This is a genomic window from Polaromonas sp. JS666 (assembly GCF_000013865.1).
GTDB lineage: Bacteria > Pseudomonadota > Gammaproteobacteria > Burkholderiales > Burkholderiaceae_C > Polaromonas.
This window is the reverse complement of sequence record NC_007948.1, coordinates 206,309-225,908: the sequence shown is the minus strand read 5'-3', so window position 1 is coordinate 225,908 and position 19,600 is coordinate 206,309. Positions and strand designations below refer to the sequence as shown.

The following is a 19,600-nucleotide window of genomic DNA, read 5'->3' as shown; positions in this document are numbered from 1 at the left end:
CATGTGGATCCGTTTTACGTCCCACCTCTACGTGCGCATCTGGCTCGCCGTGGTGGCAACCGTGGTGGTGCTCACCTTCCTGGTGGGCGCGGCCTGGCGGCTGAGCGCCGACCCGCCGCAGCTGCCCATTCGCGAGGTGCTGGTTCACAACGCAGCGGGCGAAGTCATCGGCACGGCGCAAACCCGGCCGGACCGCAAACTCGGCGACGACCTCGAATTTGATGTGCTCACCAAAGACGGCCAGAGCCTGAACCTGCTGCTGCCCCGTCCCAAACGGCCGCCCGGCAACCCGCCGTGGATGCGCCCCCCTTTCGGTTTCGGCTTTGGCTGGATGCTGGTCCTCGTAGGCCTGGCCGTGGCGCTGGGCGCCTACCCGGTGATGCGGCGCCTGACCTTGCGGCTCGAAGCGCTGCAGCGCGGCGTGGAGCGCTGGGGCGCCGGCGACCTGTCGGCGCGCGTCAATGCCGACGGGCGTGACGAGGTGGCTTTCCTGGCCGAACGGTTCAACCACGCGGCCGAACGCATTGAAACCCTGATGGAGTCGCACAAATCCCTGCTGGCCAATGCCTCCCATGAGCTGCGCTCGCCATTAGCGCGCATCCGCATGGGCCTGGAATTAATGGCCCCCACGCTTGTCGCTTCGCGTGCCTCCGGCGTTGCGCTGCCCCTTTCCTCTGAAGTTGGGGCTAATTTTCCTGGGGGCGGCCCGTCGGAAAATTCCGGGGCGCCCAAGTACTCCCCCGCTCTTGTCGAAGAAATCTACCGCAGCATCAACGAACTCGACCAGCTGATCGACGAGATCCTGTTGGCCAGCCGACTCGATGCCAAGCAGGCCGATGCCGAGCCTTTTGAAACCGTGGACCTGACCGGGCTGGCCGCCGAGGAATGCTCGCGCGTCAATGCCGAGCTGCAGGCCGAACTGGGGACCGGTCTAGGCATTGCGCCCTCCGGCCACAGCCTGACGGTGCAGGGCTCGCCACGGCTGCTGCGCCGGCTGATCCGCAACCTGCTGGAAAACGCCAGGCGTTACAGCAATGGCGACATCAGCCTGGAGCTGGCGCAAATTCGCGTTGGTATCCGGCAACTGGCCGTCGTCCGGGTTCACGATCGGGGGCCGGGCGTGCCTGCCGGCCAGCGCGAACGCATTTTTGAGCCGTTCTACCGGCTGCCGGGTGCCAGCGAGCGCGAGGGTGGCGTCGGCCTGGGGCTAGCGCTGGTCAAGTCCATCAGCCTGCGCCACGGCGGCAGCGTGCGCTGCGAAGCCCGTCCGGGCGGCGGCGCGTCATTCATTGTGGAACTCCCCGCCGCAAGCCAGAGGGCATGAAGGTACGCCGGAAATTCTGCGTGCCCGCTCAAAAAAATCTTGCTTTCTCCTCCATTTAGGGGATGGTCATACGGAAAAGCTTGGCCTACAGTTTCATTGTTGCTGTCACAACGAAGAAGTCTCAGGGAAGAAAAGCAAGACAAAAACAAAAACAGGACGAAAACAAAACGTCGGCGAACCATTCATATGATCTCCCAACGGCGTCCTCTCTTCAGGAGGACTTCGAAAAGCCACCGAAAGGTGGCTTTTTTTTGGCCGCGTTCCCATAATTGAACGCATGAACACCGCCACCTCCGACTACCCCCGCCTGCAAACCCGCCTGACCCGCCAGTTTGGCCTCCAGACCCCGCTGGTGCTGGCACCGATGGCCTTGGCCTCGGGTGGGGCGCTGGCTGCGGCCTGCGCCAGGGCCGGGACGCTCGGACTGGTCGGCGGCGGCTATGGCGATCTGGCCTGGACGCAGGCGCAGTACACGCTCGCGCTGGAAGGCACCAGCGCCACCGGCGACCGGGCCCGCCTCGGCTGCGGCTTCATCACCTGGAAGCTTGACGAGGACGCCAGCGCGCTCGACTGGGTGCTGGCGCATCCGGCCGCCGACAAACCGCACGCCATCATGCTGTCGTTTGGCGACCCGCGGCCCTATGCGGCCCGCATCGCCGCCACCGGCGCGGCCCTGATCTGCCAGGTGCAGCGCATGGATCAGGTTCCTCAGGCGCTCGAAGCCGGCGCGCGGATCATCGTCGCCCAGGGCGGCGAGGCCGGCGGCCACGGCATGAATGCCCTCAACGGCCGCGCCACCATGACCTTTGTGCCCGAACTGGCAGACTGGTTGACCGTCCATGCGCCCGACACACTGCTGCTGGCCGCCGGCGGCATTGCCGACGGGCGCACGCTGGCCGCCGCGCTGGTGCTGGGCGCCGACGGCGCGCTGGTCGGCTCGCGGTTGTGGGCCACCGCCGAAAGCCTGGCCGCCCAGGTGGCGAAAGACCTGGCACTGGCCACCACCGGTGATGGCACGGCCCGCAGCAGCGTGTTCGACATCCTGCGGCGCAAGAACTGGCCTGAACCCTACGATTTCCGCGCCATCCGCAACGACCTGCATCGCCAGTGGGAAACGCGTGTGGATGCCCTGCGGGCGGACCCGGCCGCCGCCCGCGCCGACTATGACGAAGGCGTCAGGAGCGGCGACTTTTCCCGGGCCCATGCCACCGTGGGGGAGGCCGTGGGCCTGATTGGCAATCTGGCGCCGGCCGCCGAGGTGATTGCCCGCATGAGCGCCGACGCCGTTGAAGTTTTTGAACAAAAACAACTTCTAGCCCAATAACTTTGGGCTCTGGTCGCTATAACTTTTGGCGCACCTGATCGGCCGTGATGTCATTCAGGCAGCGGGTATGGCCGAGCGGGCAGTCGCGCGCAAAGCAAGGTGCGCAGTCGAGCGGCGGCTGGTAGGCCGGGTCGGTTTTCAGCCAGAGCACGGCGGCCTTCTCGCTCAGCGGTGGTGTGTGCAGCGGGCTCGATGAGCCAAAAATGGCCACCTGCGGCACGCCCAGCGCGGCGGCCACATGCATCAGGCCGGAATCATTGCTGATGGTGCTTTTGCTGGCGGCGATCAGGCACAGCGCCTGCAGCAGCGAGGTCCGGCCGGCAAAGTTGAGGCACTTGCCGGCCTCTGCCGCATTCACCGGCGCCGCAATCTCGTCGCACAGCGACGCCTCCTTGCCGGAGCCGAGCAACACGACCGGCCGGTCCAGCTTCGCCGCCAGCTCGGAAAAATGCCGGGCCGGCCAACGCTTGGCCGGGCCGTATTCGGCGCCCGGCGCAAACACGTAGTAAGCGCCACGCGCCAGTCCGAGCTCTGCCAGCGCGCGGTCCACGTCGGCCGCATCCATCTGCAGCTGCGGCCGGTCCCCGGCCACGTCCTGCTCGCCGCTGAGGGCTGAGTAAAACGCCACCATCGGCGGTTTGTTTTTCGGGTTTTTCAGGCGATGGGTCAGCAGGCCGACGCGCGCCTCCCCGAGGTAACCCACGCGTTTCGGAATGCTGGCCAGAAAGGGCAACAGCGCGCTTTTCAGTGAATTGGGCAGCACGTAGGCCGCGTCAAACTGGCCTTCGATGCGCTTGGCAAGGGCGCGGCGGGCCTTGAACTGCAGGCCGCCATGGGCAAACGGAAACTCGATGACTTCCGCCACCTGCGGCATGGCCCGGTACACCGGCGCCACCCAGGGCAGCGCCCCGACCGTGATGCGCTCACCCCGTGCATGCAGCCGGCGCAGCAAGGGCTCGGTCATCACCGCGTCGCCTATCCACTGCGGGGCAATGATCAGTGATTTGCTCAAGGTTTGTCATGCCGGACTCGATCCGGCATCCATGCTGGCGCGCAAACGGTGGATTCCGGGTCAAGCCCGGAATGACAATCCAGGCACGAACCGTCAGTGGCTTGCACCAAAGTGCTCGCCCTCTTTGAGTTTGTAGACCGTCCCACAGTAGGGGCACTTGGCCTGGCCGGTGCGGCCCACGTCCAGGTAGACCTTGGGGTGGCTGTTCCAGATCTTCATGTCGGCCTTGGGGCTGGGGCAGTAGACGCCGCCCTGGGCATTGAGGTCAGACGCCAGCAGTTCAACGGTTGCGGAGGTAGTCATGGTGTTCCAATCAATTCAGAGAGCCGCCACAAGGGGGCTGGCGTCAGCTACCAGCATGGGCCGCGGAACCGGCTTTGCCGGGCCGCAGGCGCAGCGGCCCCTCGGGGGCAGCGTAGTACGCGAAGCGACAAGCGTGGGGCTCACACTTTAGCCAGCCAGTGGGCGTATTTCGGATTGCGGCCGTTGACGATGTCAAAGAAGGCGCTCTGGATTTTCTCGGTGATCGGGCCGCGTGAGCCGGCGCCGATCTCGATGCGGTCCAGTTCTCGGATGGGCGTGACTTCAGCGGCGGTGCCGGTGAAGAAGGCTTCGTCGCTGATGTAGACCTCATCGCGCGTGATGCGCTTTTGCACCAGCTCCAGGCCCAGGTCCTTGCAGATGTGCAGAACGGTGTTGCGGGTGATGCCGTTGAGGGCACCGGCCGACAGGTCGGGCGTGTAGACCACGCCGCCCTTGATCACAAACACGTTCTCGCCCGCGCCTTCGCTGACAAAGCCCGAGGCGTCCAGCAGCAGTGCCTCGTCGTAGCCGTCGTCCAGCGCTTCCATATTGGCCAGGATGGAGTTGGTGTAGTTGCTGACCGCCTTGGCCTGCGTCATGGTGATGTTGACGTGGTGGCGCGTGTAGCTGGATGTCTTGACGCGGATGCCCCGCTTCATGCCCTCTTCGCCCAGGTAGGCGCCCCAGGCCCAGGCGGCGACCATCAGGTGGATCTGGTTGCCCTTGGGCGACACGCCCAGTTTCTGCGAGCCGATCCAGGTCAGCGGGCGCAGGTAACAGCTTTCGAGCTTGTTCTCGCGCACCACGGCTTTTTGCGCCTCATTGACCTCTTCCTTGCTGAAAGGGATCTTCATGCGCAGGATCTTGGCGCTGTTGAAAAGGCGTTCGGTGTGCTCTTCCAGCCGGAAGATGGCCGTGCCGCTGGCGGTGTTGTAGGCCCGCACGCCTTCAAACGCGCCGCAGCCGTAATGCAGGGTGTGGCTCAGCACATGGATTTTGGCGTCGCGCCAGTCGACCATCTGGCCGTCCATCCAGATTTTGCCGTCGCGGTCTGCCATGGAGGGTGCTACTGGGGACATGGTGCTGATCCTGTGTGGTGAGTGTCGTGGAATGAGGGCCGGAAATCGGGACAGCCGCCCGGCAGGAACCGGGGCCGGCGGTAAAAACCCGAAACGCTGATTTTACGGGGCGGCCGGCGGGGCGTCCTGCACCGGCGGCGAATCGGGCACCTCGGGCCTGAAAAGCTCGTGGTGCGCCAGCTTGCCGCCCACAAAGGTCGTGGTGACGTACGACTCGGAGCCATCCGTCCAGCGGAACACTTCGGGCTGCTCGTCCTTGACTGATTTCAGTTCGCCCAGAGACCGGGTCATGGCGATCACATGCATCAGCGTCATGCCGGGCCTGAGCTTGGCATTGAGCATGACGGCACTCTCGACATGGCCAATCGGCCGATTGGCGGCACGCTTGAGCACCTGCATCATGCGCGTGAAGTGCAGCAGCACCCACATCACCTGGGCGGTAGCCGCCGCCGCCACGCCGGCCCAGCCGTAAAACCGGTAGGCCAGCACCACCACGGCAACGCCGGCCACGGGAACGAGAATTTTTTGGAAGTTCATGGCGCTATTTTCGCAGCCGCCAAGCCGAACTGGCGCTGTGGGGAGTGCGTAGCCGCCCGGGGCGCCCTTTCAGGCACTGATTTTCAGGCATCTCAGGCCCCTGGCCAAGCCGTCAAGGGGACAAGCCGCCGCCATTTTCATGGCGACACAGGTCTGGCCGGGCGCGGCATGAAGCCCGTCGCCAGCGCATGGGCCCAGTCGGGGCGCTGATGGTGGGCCGCGAGCCGGGCCTGTGCCATGTGGTCGTAGGGCACGGCGCGCAACTCGACCTGCCAGCCCTGGCGGAATTTTTCCAGCACGGCGTAACGCGCGTGCGGGGCGCCGTTTTCAACGACGTGCGGATAAGGATGGTTGTCGTCATAGGCCGGCAGGCCCACGCTGCCCGGGTTGACGACCAGCGTGCCGCCGCACTGCGCCAGGCGCGGCACATGCGTGTGGCCGCACAGCACCACTGCGGAGGTGACGCTGCCCAGGCGCTCGGCCACCTCATCGAGGGTGGCGGCCCGCACCCCCGGGCCCAGTCCCTGCTCAAAACCGGGCACCACCGTCTCCAGCCAGTACTGCAGGTCGCTGCCGGGTGTGCCATGGCACAGCCACACATCGCTGTCCAGCGCCATCGAGACGGGCAGCGCGTTAATCCATGCCACGTGGGCCGGCGACACCTGGGTGGCGGCGTAGCCGTCGCTGTCGAGCGGGTCGATCTGCCCGGCGGGCTGGCCCAGCACCGCCAGCAGCTGCCGCTCGTGGTTGCCCCGGATGGTCGGGAAGTTACTGGCCATCAGCAGGTCGGCCGTTTCGGCGACCTGCAGCGGCCCGCTCAATATGTCGCCCAGGTTCACCGTCTGGTCCACACCGGCGCGCGCAATGTCGGCCAGCACCGCCTGCAGGGCCAGCAGGTTGCCATGGATGTCCGAAATGACTGCAATTCTCATGAGATGGCCGAGGTGGTTCGAGAGGGCTTGAAAACGAACTGGCTACATGCATGACTCTAGAACCAAACTGCGCTCAATTCAAACTGCGCACCACTTCCATGGCCTGCTCCACCCGCTCCACGGCATGGATGATCAGCCCTTCAATCGGCTTTCTCGGCGCATTGGCCTTGGGCACCACCGCCACGCTAAACCCCAGCTTGGCCGCTTCCTTCAGGCGCTCCTGCCCGCGCGGCGCGGGGCGCACCTCGCCGGCCAGTCCCACCTCGCCAAAAGCAATGAAGCCCTTGGGCAGCGGTTTGCCGCGCAGGCTGGAGGTGATGGCCAGCATCACGCTCAGGTCGGCGGCCGGCTCGCTGATGCGCACGCCGCCTACCGCATTGACGAACACGTCCTGGTCCATGCAGGCCACGCCGGCATGGCGGTGCAGCACGGCCAGCAGCATGGCCAGCCGGTCACGGTCCAGGCCAACCGAGAGTCGGCGCGGGCTGGGGCCGCCGTTGTCGACCAGCGCCTGGATCTCGACCAGCATCGGGCGTGTGCCTTCCAGCGTGACCAGCACGCAGCTGCCGGGCACCGGCTCACTGTGCTGGGACAGGAAAATCGCGCTCGGGTTGGTCACGCCCTTGAGGCCCTTCTCCGTCATGGCAAACACGCCGATTTCATTGACGGCGCCGAAGCGGTTCTTGATGGCGCGCACCAGGCGAAAGCTCGAATGCGTGTCGCCTTCGAAGTACAGCACGGTGTCGACCATGTGCTCCAGCACGCGCGGGCCGGCCAACGCGCCCTCTTTGGTGACATGGCCGACCAGCACGATGCACGTTGCCCGGCCACGGGCAACACCGTCAGATTGTCCGCTGGCTTTGGCGTAGCGCGTCAGGTGGGCCGCGCATTCGCGCACCTGCGCCACCGAACCGGGCGCCGAGGTGAGCTGGTCGGAGTACACCGTCTGGATCGAGTCAATGACGGCAATCGCCGGCCGGGTCGCCTCCAGCGTGGCGAGGATTTTCTCCAGCTGAATCTCCGCCAGCACCTTGACCTGCGAGCCGTCCAGCCCCAGCCGGCGCGAGCGCAGCGCAACCTGCGCCCCGCTTTCCTCGCCCGTCACATACAGCGTGTTCAGGCCGGCGCGTTGCAGGGAGTCCAGCGCCTGCAGCAGCAGCGTGGACTTGCCGATGCCGGGGTCGCCGCCGATCAGCACCACCCCGCCGTCCACAATGCCGCCGCCCAGCACGCGGTCCAGCTCCTCATGGCCCGTGGGTGTGCGCGCCATGTCGGTGGCCTCAATGTCGGAGAGGGTGGTCACCTCGGAAGCCTTGGCCAGGGATGCAAAACGGTTTTTGACAGGTGAGCTGTTTTCGGCGACCGACTCGATCAGCGTGTTCCAGGCAGTGCAGTGCGGGCACTTGCCCAGCCACTTGGGGCTGGTGCCGCCGCATTCGGTGCAGGTGTAAATCGTTTTTTCTTTGGCCATGAACGGATATTACTGTACAAACAACCAGTATTGCTGCTTTGTCAATGTTGGCACGCCACCTGTTTTTGCGGGCAGGTGAATAATCGCTGACTGGCCGGCTCTTTCGGCTTTCTTTTCTTTTTCTTCAGGACTCCCATGCCTCACCTGAACATTCAATACACGGCCAACCTCGACCGTGCCATCGACATGAACGCCTTGTGCAAAACCCTGGCCGCCACGCTGGTGGCCTTGCGCGGGGAAGACGGGGTGGCGCCGCTGTTCCCGGTGGCCGGGACGCGGGTGATGGCCTGGCCGGCACCCTACTTTGCGGTCGCCGACGGCCAGCCCGACCGGGCCTTTATTTACCTCAACCTGCGCATCACACCGGGACGCAGCGAGGCGCTGAAAAAGCGCGCTGGCGACGCTGTGCTGGCGAGCGCCAGCGCCCACCTGGAAACGGTGTTTGCGCAGCATGCCCTCGGCCTGACGCTGCAAATTGACGAAGGCATGCCGGTCTACGAAGGCAAGCGCAACAACCTGGCCGCGCACCTGAAACCCGCCCAGGGCTGAACAACATCCGAACAACCTGCCCGCTTGCCATGGACAATATCTGCGGGTTCACCAACGATTACATCGACTTTTCGAGGACACACCATGAACATCTCACGCCGCCAGCTCATCCAGTCTTCCAGCGCCGCCGCCCTGCTCGCCGGCATCGGCCAGCAGGCCTGGGCCCAGGCCCTTGACAGCACCAAGGTGATCGCCGGCTTTGCGCCCGGCGGCACCGCCGACATCGTGTCGCGCCGCGTGGCCGACAAGCTGCACCCCGGCTATGCCAAAAGCGCGGTGGTGGAAAACAAGACCGGCGCGGGCGGCCAGATCGCGGTGCAGTTTGTCAAGAACGCCGCGCCCGATGGCGCCACCATGCTGCTGACGCCGATGTCCATGCTGGGCATTTACCCGCACACCTACAAAAAGCTGCCCTACGACCCGGTGGCCGACTTGACGCCGGTGTCGGCTGCGGCTGTGTTTGACTATGGCTTTGCCGTGGGTCCCATGGTGCCGGCCAGCGTGAAAACCGTGCCCGAGTTCCTGGCCTGGTGCAAGGCCAACCCAACCCTGGCCAACTTCGGCTCGCCCGCCGCCGGCTCGTCGCCGCACTTCATCGGCGCCCTGCTGGGCCGCGCCGCGAACGTCGATTTGCGCCATGTGGCGTTTCGCGGCACGCAGCCTGCGGTGCTGGACATGATTGGCGGTCAGATCGCCGCCGTGTCCGGACCGACCGGCGAGTTCACCCAGCATGTGGCGGCTGGCAAATGCCGCCTGCTCTCCACCAGCGGCCCCAGGCGCGGCAAGTTCACGCCCAATACGCCGACGCTGCTGGAGCAGGGCTTCAAGGACATGGCGTTCACCGAATGGTTTGGTTTCTTCCTGCCCGCCAAGGCGCCGCAGGACGTGGTGCAGCGCTTGAATAGCGCGATCCGTGCGGCACTGGCGTCGCAGGACGTGATTGACGGCTTGGCGGTGTCTTACCTGGAAGTGATGCCCACATCGCCCGCCCAGCTGGCCGCCATGCTGAAGGCCGACACCGAACTCTGGGGCCCGCTGGTGAAAGCCATTGGGTTCACGCCGGAAGGCTAGAGATGTGGCCCCCACGGTCGTTCACCGCGTGTAACTCCCTGCCCCCCGAGGGGGCTGAACTTGCTTGGGGCGGCCCGGCGCTGCGTTCGTTGGCCCCCACTCTTGTCGCTTCGTGTACTGCGCTGCCCCCCGAGGGGGCCGCTGCGCCTGCGGTCTGGCAAAGCCAGTCCCGCGGCCCCTACTGGAATAGTCTTGGCCCCGACGCTCCGTCACGCTATCGCTATCAAATAAGGAGCGAAGAGTGGCGATATTGATTGGGCTGCCGGCCCATTTTTATTAACAACTTGACAGGGCACAGCATGAAAGTCTGCATTTACGGCGCGGGCGCCATTGGTGGCTGGATTGGCAGCGGGCTGGCGCGCGCGGGCTGCAGCGTGAGCGTGGTGGCCCGTGGCGCCACGCTGGACGCCCTGCAACTGCACGGCCTGCGCCTGCACCAGGGCGGGCGTGTGAGCTCGCAGGCCGTGGCCTCCAGCGCCTTGCCGGCCGACCTGGGCGTGCAGGACCTGGTGGTGCTGGCCGTCAAGGCACCGTCACTGCCGGAGGTGGTGCGCCAGATTGCGCCGCTGATCGGGCCCCAGACCACCGTTCTGACCGCCATGAACGGCGTGCCGTGGTGGTTCTTGCAGGGCTTCGGCGGTGCCTTGGCGGACACGCGCCTGACCTCCATCGACCCGGAAGGTGCGCTAGCCGAAGGCATTCCCGCACAGCATATCGTGGGCTGCGTGGTGCATGCCAGCTGCTCGCTGGACGAACCGGGTCAGGTGCACCATCACTTCGGCAACAAGCTCATTCTGGGCGAGCCCTCGGGTGAAAAGACCGCCCGGGTGCGGCAGCTGGCCGCCCTGCTGGAAAAGGCCGGCTTCGAAGCCCCCGTGTCCGACCAGATCCAGAAAGACATCTGGTTCAAGCTGTGGGGCAACATGACGGTCAACCCGATCAGCGCGCTGACCGGCGCCACCACCGACCGCATCATGGACGACGACCTGGTGCGCGGCTTCATCTCCAGCGTGATGCTGGAGGCCAAAGAGATAGGCGCGCGCATTGGCATACCCATAGACCAGCGCCCGGAAGACCGCCATGCCGTGACGCTCAAGCTGGGCGCCTTCAAGACCTCCATGCTGCAGGACGTGGAAGCCGGCAAGGCGGTTGAGCTGGATGCGCTGGTCAGCGCGGTCAGGGAGCTGGGCATGCTGACGAAGGTGCCCACGCCCTTCACGGACGCGCTGCTGGGCCTGGCGCGGCTGCATGCCCGGGTGCACGGGCTTTATTGATGTCTGGCCCGGCCCGCCGAGCCATCAGCGGCACGGCCTTTGCCACGCTGCTGCTGATCGCGCTGATGATGGGCGCCAACCATGTGGCGGCGCGGATTGCCTTCAATGACGGCGTGGATGTGGCCACCGCCGTGGTGTTTCGCAGCGTCATCACCGCCTGCGTGATTGCCGTCATTCTGATGGCGCAGCGGGTGCCGGTGAACTTCAGCGCGCGCCACAAGCGCATGCTGCCGCTGATCGGTCTGCTGATCGGCATCCAGAGCCTGTTCCTGTATTCATCGGTGGCGCGGCTGCCGGTGGCGCTGGCGCTGCTGGCGTTCAACACCTACCCCATCTGGACGGCCCTGTGGGCCTGGCTGGTGTACCGGCAGGCGCCCGAGCGCGCCCTGCTGATGGCCATGCCGGTCATCCTGCTCGGTCTGGCGCTGGCACTGGACGTGTTCGGCGCCGCGTCAGGCCTGGACGCCGCGGGCCAGTGGGCACGCATAGGCGCTGGCGTTGCCTTTGCGCTGGGCGCCGCCGGCACTTTCGGGCTGGCGCTGGTGATTACCCAGCATGAAGCGGCCGATGTGGATGGCCGGGTGCGCACGGCCACCACGATGTCCATCGCCGGGCTGGTGGCCCTGAGTGCAGTGGCGAGCCAGGGCGGTTTTCACCTGCCCCAGCAGGCCGCGGGCTGGTGGGGCCTGACCGCGCTGACCCTGCTCTACGGTACGGCCTTCACCATCATGTTCACGGTGCTGCCCAGGCTTGGCGTTGTCGGCAACTCGGCCATCATGAATGTCGAGCCCGTCTGCGCGCTGGTGCTGGCCTGGCTGATTCTGGGCCAGGCCATTGCGCCTGTGCAGGTCGCGGGCGCGCTGCTGGTGGTCGGGGCGGTGATGGTGCTGGGGTTGCGCAAGCGCTAGGCCTGCACGCGCACGCACCCAAAACCACCTTGCTGATGGGCCGGAGTACAGTGCGAACTCAAAACCTTCCCGCTAATTTTCACAGGAGACAAGCATGAAACACATTGGAATGATCGGCGCCTCGGGCCTGATGGGCCACGGCATTGCACGCAACCTGCAGGCCAAGGGCTTTGACCTCAGCCTGACCGTGCACCGCAACACCGAGCGCGTGGCCGACCTGCTGGCCGCCGGCGCCAAACAGGTCGCCAGCCCCGCCGGGCTGGGCGACTGCGACGCGGTGATCATCTGCGTCACCGGTTCGCCCCAGGTGGAGCAAACCCTGTCCGGGCCCGACGGCGTGCTGTCCAGGGCGCTCGCCGGGCTGATCGTGATCGATACGTCCACCAGCGAGCCGGAGTCGACGCGGCGCCTGGCCGCCCTGTGTGCCGAGCGCGGCGTTACGCTGGTGGATGCGCCGCTGGCGCGCACGCCGGTGGAAGCCGAGTTGGGCAGGCTCAACACCATGGTCGGCGCCGAGCAGGCGGTGTTCGACAAAATTCGTCCGGTGCTGGCGGCCTATTGCGAAAACATCTTTCATGTCGGCGGCCCCGGCGCCGGCCACGTGATCAAGCTGCTCAACAACTTCATCGGCCAGGCCATTTGCACCGCCACGGCCGAAGCCTTTGCGGTGGGCGCACTGGCCGGAATCAATCCGCAAAAGCTGGTCGAGGTGATCTCGGCCGGCGCGGTGAACTCCGGCCTGTTCCAGGCGATGGCCAAGACCTTGAACGGCGATTTCACAGGCCTGAAGTTCGAGCTGGACAACGCGCGCAAGGACTTGCGCTACTACACCCACCTGGCCGAAATGGTGAACGTGCCCTCGCTCGTCGGCGAAGCCGTGCACCAGAGCCTGGCCACCGCCAGCGCGCTGGGCCAGGGGAAAAAGTTCGTCCCGGCCCTGGTGACGGCGCAGGAGAAGCTCACCGGCGCGAAGATCGCGCCGCAGTGAACTGAAGCCTTGGCGCGCTACAGCGCTTTTCCGTAGACCAGGAAGCCCGAGCGTTCTCCGACCTTGTCATACAGCTTCATCGCCGTGGTGTTCGTCTCGTGTGTTTGCCAGTACACGCGCGAGGAGCCCGCAGCCCTGGCCTTCTCGTAGACGGCTTCGACGAGCGCCCTGCCGACGCCGCGGCCGCGTGCCGACTCGGTGGTGAACAGGTCCTGCAGGTAGCAGGTGGGCGCTATCCGGGTGGTGCTGCGGTGAAACAGATAGTGGACCAATCCCAGCAAACCCCCTTCGGACTCGGCAACGAGTGCATGCACCGGCTCGTACGCGTCGAAGAAACGCGACCAGGTCATGCGCGTGATGTCGTCGGCGAGCGCGGTGGAGCCTGAACGCCCATAGAACTTGTTGTAGCCCGCCCAGAGGGGAAGCCAGGCCTCGAAGTCCGAGGCAGCGATAGGGCGGACGGTGACTTGGGACGGCATTAAAAAGCTCCATGAGTTGATTGTTGTTGGGGAAATCGAACCAAGAATTCAAATGGAAGTTCCCGCCAAACCATGAGGAGCTGAACCAGGTCCAGATGCGTGGACAAAAACGTATCGTCGTTTTTGGAAAAGTTATCCCGATGCTATTCCAAAGTTATTCACATATTTTGGCTGCCAACCCCCATCAATCGCACAAGATATCCACAAGATGTGCATTGCAACCATCGCAGGTGAATCTGACAATTCTCAGATGAATACCAGGCGCACATTCCAGCCAATGACATTCACTCAGTCATCACCGGAACGCGCGGCGCCACCGCGCACATCAGCTCATACCCCACGGTTCCGGCGGTTTGCGCCACTTCGTCAATGGGCAGCACGGCACCGCCCGAAGACCGGCCCCACAAGGTCACCTCCGCCCCCATCCCGGCGTCCGGTACCGGCGTCAGGTCGACCGTGATCATGTCCATGCTGACGCGCCCGACCATGCGAGTGCGCACGCCGTTTACCAGCACCGGCGTGCCCGTGCTGCAGTGGCGCGGGTAGCCGTCGGCATAACCGCAGGCGACCACACCGATGCGCAGCGGGCCATCGGCGGTGAAACTGGAGCCATAGCCCACCGTGTCGCCGGCCGCCAGCTCCTGCACGCCAATGATGCGGGACGACAGCGTCATGGTCGGCTGCAGCCCCCAGTCGGCGGCGCTGTGCTCCGGGAAGTCGGGCGCACTGCCGTAGACCACAATGCCGGGCCGCACCCAGTCGGAGCGGGCCGCCAGTTCATCGCCATGGCGCAGCACACCCGCGCTGTTGCTCAACGAGCGCTCGCCGGGCAGGTCATGCGTCACGGCATCAAATGCGCGGAGTTGCGCCGCGATGCCCTTCGGGCCGTCGGCGTCCGAGAAATGCGTCATCAGCGAAATCTCGTCAACCTGCGGCAGCGCATTCAGACGCGTCCAGGCGGCGCGAAAGCGCTCGGGCCGCAAGCCCAGGCGGTTCATGCCGGAGTTCATTTTCAGGAACACGCGATGCGGAACCTGGGTCTTGTGCGCGGCCAGCATGTCGATCTGCTCGTTGCAATGGATGACATGCCACAGGCTCAGGCGCGAACACAACTCCAGGTCGCGCGCCTCGAAGCAGCCTTCCAGCAGCAGGATGGGGCCGCGCCAGTCGAGCGCGCGCAGGCGCCGCGCCTCCGCCAGATCCAGCAGCGCAAATCCGTCGGCACTGCGCAGGCCGTCAAAGACGTGTTCAATGCCATGGCCGTAGGCATTGGCCTTGACGACCGCCCAGACCCGGGCGTCAGGCGCGGCGCTGCGGGCGCGCGCGAGGTTGTGGGCGAGCGCCGGTCGGTGGATGGTGGCAAGGATGGGACGTGGCATGAAGCAAACAGGTAGTGGGTGAAATAACGTGACTTGGTGGACAAGGTGGCGCTGGCTGCGGTAGTCAAAGCGCCGGTTAAAGGTCTTTCCGGATTCTGACACCAGCCCCCATGCTATAAACCAGAATCATTTGGAGACATTCACCCTTATCTTGCGGTATCAGCCCGGCTGATGCAAATCAGGCAGTGATCAACACAATTTAATGAAGCGCGGTTTTTACACCATCATGGCGGCCCAGTTTTTCAGCTCGCTGGCTGATAACGCGCTGTTTGTAGCCGCCGTGGAACTGCTGAAAACCAGCGGGGCGCCCAAGTGGCAGCCCGCGGCGCTGGTGCCCATGTTCGCGCTGTTTTACGTGGTGCTGGCGCCTTTTGTCGGCGCCTTCGCCGATGCGCGGCCCAAGGGCCAGGTGATGTTTGTGAGCAATGGCATCAAGGTCGTGGGTTGCCTGATGATGCTGTTTGGCTCGCACCCCCTGTTGGCCTATGCCATCGTCGGGCTCGGCGCTGCCGCCTACTCGCCGGCCAAATACGGCATCCTGACCGAACTGCTGCCGGCCTCGCAACTGGTCAAGGCCAATGGCTGGATCGAGGGCCTGACCATCTCGTCGATCATTCTGGGCGTGCTGCTGGGGGGACAACTGGTGGGCCACTCGGTGTCCAGCCTGCTGCTGTCGATCGACTTGCCCGTCATCAATACCGGCGTCGACACCGCCCCCGAAGCCGCCATTGCCGTGCTGATCCTGCTGTACAGCATTGCCGCCTGGTTCAACACCCGCATCCCCGACACCGGCGTCGAAATGCGTCCCATGCCGCGCAACAAGCTGGAGCTGCTGCCCGACTTCTGGAACTGCAACGCGGCGCTGTGGCGCGACAAGCTGGGCCAGATCTCGCTGGCCACCACCACGCTGTTCTGGGGCGTGTCGGGCAACCTGCGCTATATCGTGCTGGCCTGGAGTGCGGCCGCCCTGGGCTACAGCACCACGCAGGCCTCTTCGCTGGTGGGTGTGGTGGCCATCGGCACCGCCGTGGGTGCGATCCTGGCCTCGATGCGCATGCGCCTGGACCAGGCCGCGACCGTGATGCCGCTGGGCATTGCCATGGGTCTTCTGGTCATCCTGATGAATTTCATTGGCAACGTCTGGATCGCCGCGCCCTTTCTGATCCTGCTGGGCGGCCTGGGCGGTTTTCTGGTGGTGCCCATGAATGCGCTGCTGCAGCACCGGGGCCACAACCTCATGGGCGCAGGCCGCTCGATCGCCGTGCAGAATTTCAACGAACAGGCCTGCATCCTGAGCCTGGGCGCTTTCTACAGCCTGTCCACCGGCATGGGCCTGTCGGCCTTCGGTGCCATCACCGCCTTTGGCATGGTGGTGGCCAGCTTCATGTGGCTGATCCAGCGCTGGCACAAAAGCAACTGCATCAAATACAAGGAGCAGGTGGATCACCTGCTCAGCATCGCCCGCAGCGACAAATTCCACTGATGCCGGCCGACGCGAGCCTTGGTGGGAAGGTACCCGCAGTAAACGACCGTGGGGCCTTATTACCCGCAGGCGCACTGGTCCTCAACGCCTTTGTCTGGGGCGTCTCCTGGTGGCCGTTTCGCGAGTTGCTGGCCTATGGCCTGCACCCGCTGTGGGCCACCGTTCTGATCTACGGCGTGGCCACCCTCAGCGTGCTGGCGTGGCGACCGCAGGCCTGGCGTGGCCTGCTGAAATACCCGGCGCTGCTGCTGCTGCTGGCTGCAGCGGGCCTGACCAATGTCGGCTTCAACTGGGCCGTGACAGTGGGCGACGTCGTGCGGGTGGTGCTGCTGTTTTACCTGATGCCGGCCTGGTCCGTACTGATCGCCTGGGCCGTACTGGGTGAAAAACCAACACCCGCATCGCTGTTCAGGCTGGCACTGGCGCTGACGGGCGTGGTGATTGTGCTGAAGTCGCCCGGCGCGCCGTGGCCGGTGCCGCAAAGTGCTGCCGACTGGCTGAGCCTGATGGGCGGCCTCTGCTTTGCCGTCACCAATGTGCTGCTGCGCAAGCTGGGCTCAACGCCGAGCGAGTCGCGCATGCTGGCGATGTTTGGCGGAGGTGCGGTGATGGCCTGCACAGCCGCGTTGGCCGGCATGGCCTGGCAGATCGTTCCCGCCCCGGCTTTTCAGGCCGGTGGCGTGGGCGTGGCCGTGGGCCTGTGCGTCGCCTTTCTCGCCAGCAATACTGCGCTGCAGTACGGCGCGGCGCGGCTGGCGGCCAGCACTACAGCCATCGTGATGCTGACGGAGATTTTGTTTGCCAGCGGGTCGGCGGCGCTGCTGGGCGCGGCCGATTTCAGCACGCGCACGCTGGCGGGTGGCGGCCTGATTGTGCTGGCCGCCCTGCTGGCCGCGCTGGCGCCGCCACCGCAAACTGGCGCAAAATGACTATGAGCCAAGCCGGCTCCGGCAAGGAGCAATCCCATGAACACCGTTTACGCTTTTGAAGCCCGCCAGATCAATGGCCAGAACATCCCGCTTTCCGAATTCAGCGGCAAGGTGATGCTGATCGTGAACACCGCCAGCCAGTGCGGCTTCACGCCGCAGTTTGGCGGGCTGGAAGAACTGCACAAAACCTATGCCGGCAAGGGGCTGGCGGTGCTGGGCTTTCCGTGCAACCAGTTTGGTTCGCAGGACCCGGGCAGCGATGGCGAAATCGCCGAGTTCTGCCAGGTCAACTACGGGGTCAGTTTTCCCATGATGTCCAAGATCGACGTCAACGGCCCCGCCGCGCACCCGCTGTACAAGTGGCTGACCGCCGAGGCGCCGGGGCTGCTGGGCAGCAAGTCCATCAAATGGAACTTCACCAAGTTCCTGGTCGGCAAGAACGGCCAGGTGATCAAGCGCTATGCACCGACCGACAAGCCCGCCGAGCTGGCCCGGGACATTGAGGCAGCGCTGGCCGCCTGATGGATTTTTCACAGCCGGTTCGACAGGAGAGTCAAGCCATGAGTACGGAGGCCACGCACCTTGAGGGCGGTTGCACCTGTCGCTTTGTGCGCTACCGCATGACCACGCCACCCCTCTTCGTGCACTGCTGCCATTGCCGCTGGTGCCAGCGGGAAACCGGAGCCTCCTTCGCGCTGAACGCGATGATCGAGGCCGACCGCGTGCAGCTGCTGCAGGGCGAGGTCGAAATCATCCACACGCCCTCCCAGAGCGGCAAGGGCCAGAAGATTTCCCGCTGCCCGCGGTGCCACATCGCCGTCTGGAGCAACTATGCCGGCGCCGGCGACGCTGTTCGCTTTGTACGCGTCGGAACACTTGACGAGCCCGACCGCCTGCCGCCCGACATTCACATCTACACCACCACCAAGCAGCCGTGGGTCGTGCTGCCGCCCAACACGCCGGCTGTCCCCGAGTACTACAAGGCGTCGCAGCTGTGGCCGCAGGAAAGTCTCGAGCGCCGTGCGGTACTGCTGGCGAGGTCGCAGCAACAGCAACAACAGCAGTAGCGCGAAGCCGTCCGGAATCGGCCTCGGTATCCGCTCAAAGCGTAGCGATCAGGCCAGCGCGTCGTCAAGCACCTCCACCCAGTGCCGGACCGGCGTGGCCGTGCCGCTTTGCAGGTGCGTGATGCAGCCGATGTTGGCCGACACAATCACCTCGGGCGCCATTTCGTTCAAATTCTCCAGCTTGCGGTCGCGCAGCTGAAAGGCAATGCCGGGATTGAGCACCGAGTACGTCCCCGCCGAGCCGCAGCACAGGTGCGCTTCGTTGCGTGCCACCGTGACGTTGAAACCCAGCTCGCCCAGGTACTTTTCCACGCCGCCGCGCAACTGCTGGCCATGCTGCAGCGTGCAGGGCGGGTGAAACACCATTGGTGCGGCCGGGGCCGAGACCCGGCCGCGCAACCGGTCGGCCAGCTCGGGCAAAAGCTCACTGAGGTCACGCGTCAATTCACTGATGCGCGCCGCTTTCGCGGCATAGGCCGGGTCGTCCTGCAGATGGTGGCCGTACTCCTTGACGGTGACGCCGCAACCCGACGCGTTCATGACGATGGCCTCGACCCCCTGGCCCTCATCCGCTTGCACATGCGGCCACCAGGCGTCGATGTTGCGACGCATCTCGGCCTTGCCGCCCTCCTGGTCGTTCAGGTGGAACTTGACCGCGCCGCAGCAACCGGCGTTGCGGGCCACCACCGCCTGGATGCCGGCCGCGTCCAGCACGCGCGCCGTCGCCGCATTGATGTTGGGCATCATGGCCGGTTGCACGCAGCCTTCCAGCATCAGCACCTTGCGGGCAAGTTCGCGTTGTGGCCACACCCCTGCGGCCTGCCGCGCAGGCACCTTGTTTTTGAGCGACGCCGGCAGCAGCCCGCGCACGGCCTGACCCAGCTTCATCGCGGGCGCAAACAGCGGTGAGGGCAGGCCTTCCTTGAGCGCCCATCGCATGGCGCCCTCGGCCGCCGGGCGCGGCACGCGTTCGTCGACCAGCTTGCGGCCGATGTCCACCAGGTGGCCGTACTGCACGCCGCTCGGACAGGTGGTTTCGCAGTTGCGGCAGGTCAGGCAGCGATCCAGGTGCAGCTGGGTCTTGCGGGTCGGCACCTCGCCCTCCAGCACCTGCTTGATCAGGTAGATGCGTCCGCGCGGGCCGTCCAGCTCGTCGCCCAGCAGCTGGTAGGTGGGGCAGGTGGCGGTGCAGAACCCGCAATGCACGCACTTGCGCAATATTGCCTCGGCCTGCTGGCCTTCGGCGGTGTTTTTGAACTCGGGGGCAAGGTTGGTTTGCATGGTGTTCAGGAAGACGGTTGAATGGCTTTGACCTTGCGCCGCAGGGTGCGGTGAAAGCCCATGGCGAACGCCAGCACTGGCACGGTCAGCGGGACGGCAAATGGGGTCTGGCGGTTCTGCACACCGCCAGGCAGGTGCTTGATGGAAACCGTCCGGTGTTGCCCGGTCAGATGGCGCAGACGTTGCATTTGCATGCTTGGCCCTGCCGTT

21 protein-coding genes are annotated in these 19,600 nt (G+C 65.2%); 11 read left to right on the top strand and 10 right to left on the bottom strand.

The window, feature by feature from the left end; genetic code table 11:
* Position 1: 1 nt before the first annotated feature.
* Both BPRO_RS01040 and BPRO_RS01035 read left to right on the top strand, forming a co-directional pair.
* Positions 2-1,324, top strand: a complete 1,323-nt coding sequence (locus tag BPRO_RS01040) for a HAMP domain-containing sensor histidine kinase (RefSeq protein ID WP_011481181.1) — start codon at positions 2-4, stop codon at positions 1,322-1,324.
* A gap of 277 nt (positions 1,325-1,601) precedes the next feature.
* Positions 1,602-2,648 (top strand): NAD(P)H-dependent flavin oxidoreductase, encoded by a 1,047-nt coding sequence (locus BPRO_RS01035; RefSeq protein WP_011481180.1) that lies wholly within the window; start codon positions 1,602-1,604, stop codon positions 2,646-2,648.
* 16 nt (positions 2,649-2,664) lie between these two features.
* Here BPRO_RS01035 and waaF read toward each other — a convergent pair whose 3' ends face one another.
* The 6 genes from waaF to radA form a co-directional block, all read right to left on the bottom strand.
* Complete coding sequence (gene waaF / locus BPRO_RS01030; protein ID WP_011481179.1) at positions 2,665-3,660, bottom strand: lipopolysaccharide heptosyltransferase II; 996 nt, start codon at positions 3,658-3,660, stop codon at positions 2,665-2,667.
* A gap of 93 nt (positions 3,661-3,753) precedes the next feature.
* A complete protein-coding gene (locus tag BPRO_RS01025; protein WP_011481178.1) occupies positions 3,754-3,963 on the bottom strand; it encodes a zinc-finger domain-containing protein in 210 nt (69 codons plus the stop codon).
* 140 nt (positions 3,964-4,103) lie between these two features.
* The gene (locus BPRO_RS01020; protein WP_011481177.1) at positions 4,104-5,042 is read right to left on the bottom strand and encodes a branched-chain amino acid transaminase; all 939 of its coding nucleotides are present in this window, start codon (positions 5,040-5,042) and stop codon (positions 4,104-4,106) included.
* Between the two features lie 102 nt (positions 5,043-5,144).
* Positions 5,145-5,579 (bottom strand): hypothetical protein, encoded by a 435-nt coding sequence (locus tag BPRO_RS01015; protein ID WP_011481176.1) that lies wholly within the window; start codon positions 5,577-5,579, stop codon positions 5,145-5,147.
* Positions 5,580-5,716: 137 nt separating this feature from the next.
* Positions 5,717-6,511 (bottom strand): metallophosphoesterase family protein, encoded by a 795-nt coding sequence (locus BPRO_RS01010; RefSeq protein ID WP_011481175.1) that lies wholly within the window; start codon positions 6,509-6,511, stop codon positions 5,717-5,719.
* A 73-nt stretch (positions 6,512-6,584) separates the two neighbouring features.
* Positions 6,585-7,982: a DNA repair protein RadA gene (radA, locus tag BPRO_RS01005; RefSeq protein WP_011481174.1), complete on the bottom strand. Its 1,398-nt coding sequence runs from the start codon at positions 7,980-7,982 to the stop codon at positions 6,585-6,587.
* 135 nt (positions 7,983-8,117) lie between these two features.
* Here radA and BPRO_RS01000 point away from each other — a divergent pair, with 135 nt between their 5' ends.
* The 5 genes from BPRO_RS01000 to BPRO_RS00980 all read left to right on the top strand — a co-directional run bounded on the left by BPRO_RS01000 (position 8,118) and on the right by BPRO_RS00980 (position 12,772).
* Positions 8,118-8,531, top strand: a complete 414-nt coding sequence (locus tag BPRO_RS01000) for a 5-carboxymethyl-2-hydroxymuconate Delta-isomerase (protein WP_011481173.1) — start codon at positions 8,118-8,120, stop codon at positions 8,529-8,531.
* Between the two features lie 84 nt (positions 8,532-8,615).
* On the top strand, positions 8,616-9,602 hold the full coding sequence (locus tag BPRO_RS00995; RefSeq protein WP_011481172.1) for a Bug family tripartite tricarboxylate transporter substrate binding protein: 987 nt from the start codon (positions 8,616-8,618) through the stop codon (positions 9,600-9,602).
* Positions 9,603-9,901: 299 nt separating this feature from the next.
* A complete protein-coding gene (locus BPRO_RS00990) occupies positions 9,902-10,876 on the top strand; it encodes a 2-dehydropantoate 2-reductase (RefSeq protein WP_011481171.1) in 975 nt (324 codons plus the stop codon).
* Positions 10,876-11,784, top strand: a complete 909-nt coding sequence (locus BPRO_RS00985) for an EamA family transporter (RefSeq protein WP_041388172.1) — start codon at positions 10,876-10,878, stop codon at positions 11,782-11,784. The genes BPRO_RS00990 and BPRO_RS00985 overlap by 1 nt, the downstream gene beginning before the upstream one ends.
* Positions 11,785-11,878: 94 nt before the next feature.
* Positions 11,879-12,772 (top strand): NAD(P)-dependent oxidoreductase, encoded by an 894-nt coding sequence (locus tag BPRO_RS00980; protein ID WP_011481169.1) that lies wholly within the window; start codon positions 11,879-11,881, stop codon positions 12,770-12,772.
* A gap of 17 nt (positions 12,773-12,789) precedes the next feature.
* Here BPRO_RS00980 and BPRO_RS00975 read toward each other — a convergent pair whose 3' ends face one another.
* Positions 12,790-13,251 (bottom strand): GNAT family N-acetyltransferase, encoded by a 462-nt coding sequence (locus BPRO_RS00975; protein WP_011481168.1) that lies wholly within the window; start codon positions 13,249-13,251, stop codon positions 12,790-12,792.
* A 284-nt stretch (positions 13,252-13,535) separates the two neighbouring features.
* On the bottom strand, positions 13,536-14,630 hold the full coding sequence (gene alr / locus BPRO_RS00970) for an alanine racemase (RefSeq protein ID WP_011481167.1): 1,095 nt from the start codon (positions 14,628-14,630) through the stop codon (positions 13,536-13,538).
* A 202-nt stretch (positions 14,631-14,832) separates the two neighbouring features.
* Between alr and lplT the strand changes: the two genes are divergently transcribed.
* Genes lplT through BPRO_RS00950 form a run of 4 tightly spaced genes read left to right on the top strand, consistent with a single transcriptional unit; the run spans position 14,833 to position 18,109 of the window.
* A complete protein-coding gene (gene lplT / locus BPRO_RS00965) occupies positions 14,833-16,113 on the top strand; it encodes a lysophospholipid transporter LplT (protein WP_011481166.1) in 1,281 nt (426 codons plus the stop codon).
* A complete protein-coding gene (locus BPRO_RS00960; protein ID WP_011481165.1) occupies positions 16,113-17,042 on the top strand; it encodes a DMT family transporter in 930 nt (309 codons plus the stop codon). Before lplT ends, BPRO_RS00960 begins: the two co-directional genes overlap by 1 nt.
* Before the next feature lie 36 nt (positions 17,043-17,078).
* Complete coding sequence (locus BPRO_RS00955) at positions 17,079-17,564, top strand: glutathione peroxidase (RefSeq protein WP_011481164.1); 486 nt, start codon at positions 17,079-17,081, stop codon at positions 17,562-17,564.
* 38 nt (positions 17,565-17,602) lie between these two features.
* On the top strand, positions 17,603-18,109 hold the full coding sequence (locus BPRO_RS00950; RefSeq protein ID WP_011481163.1) for a GFA family protein: 507 nt from the start codon (positions 17,603-17,605) through the stop codon (positions 18,107-18,109).
* Between the two features lie 48 nt (positions 18,110-18,157).
* On the opposite strand, the gene glcF is transcribed toward BPRO_RS00950, so the two are convergent.
* Positions 18,158-19,390 carry a glycolate oxidase subunit GlcF gene (glcF, locus tag BPRO_RS00945; protein WP_011481162.1) on the bottom strand — a complete coding sequence of 411 codons (1,233 nt, stop codon included), beginning with the start codon at positions 19,388-19,390 and terminating at the stop codon, positions 18,158-18,160.
* Positions 19,391-19,395: 5 nt separating this feature from the next.
* A complete protein-coding gene (locus tag BPRO_RS00940) occupies positions 19,396-19,584 on the bottom strand; it encodes a hypothetical protein (RefSeq protein WP_157045703.1) in 189 nt (62 codons plus the stop codon).
* Between the last annotated feature and the right edge of the window lie 16 nt (positions 19,585-19,600).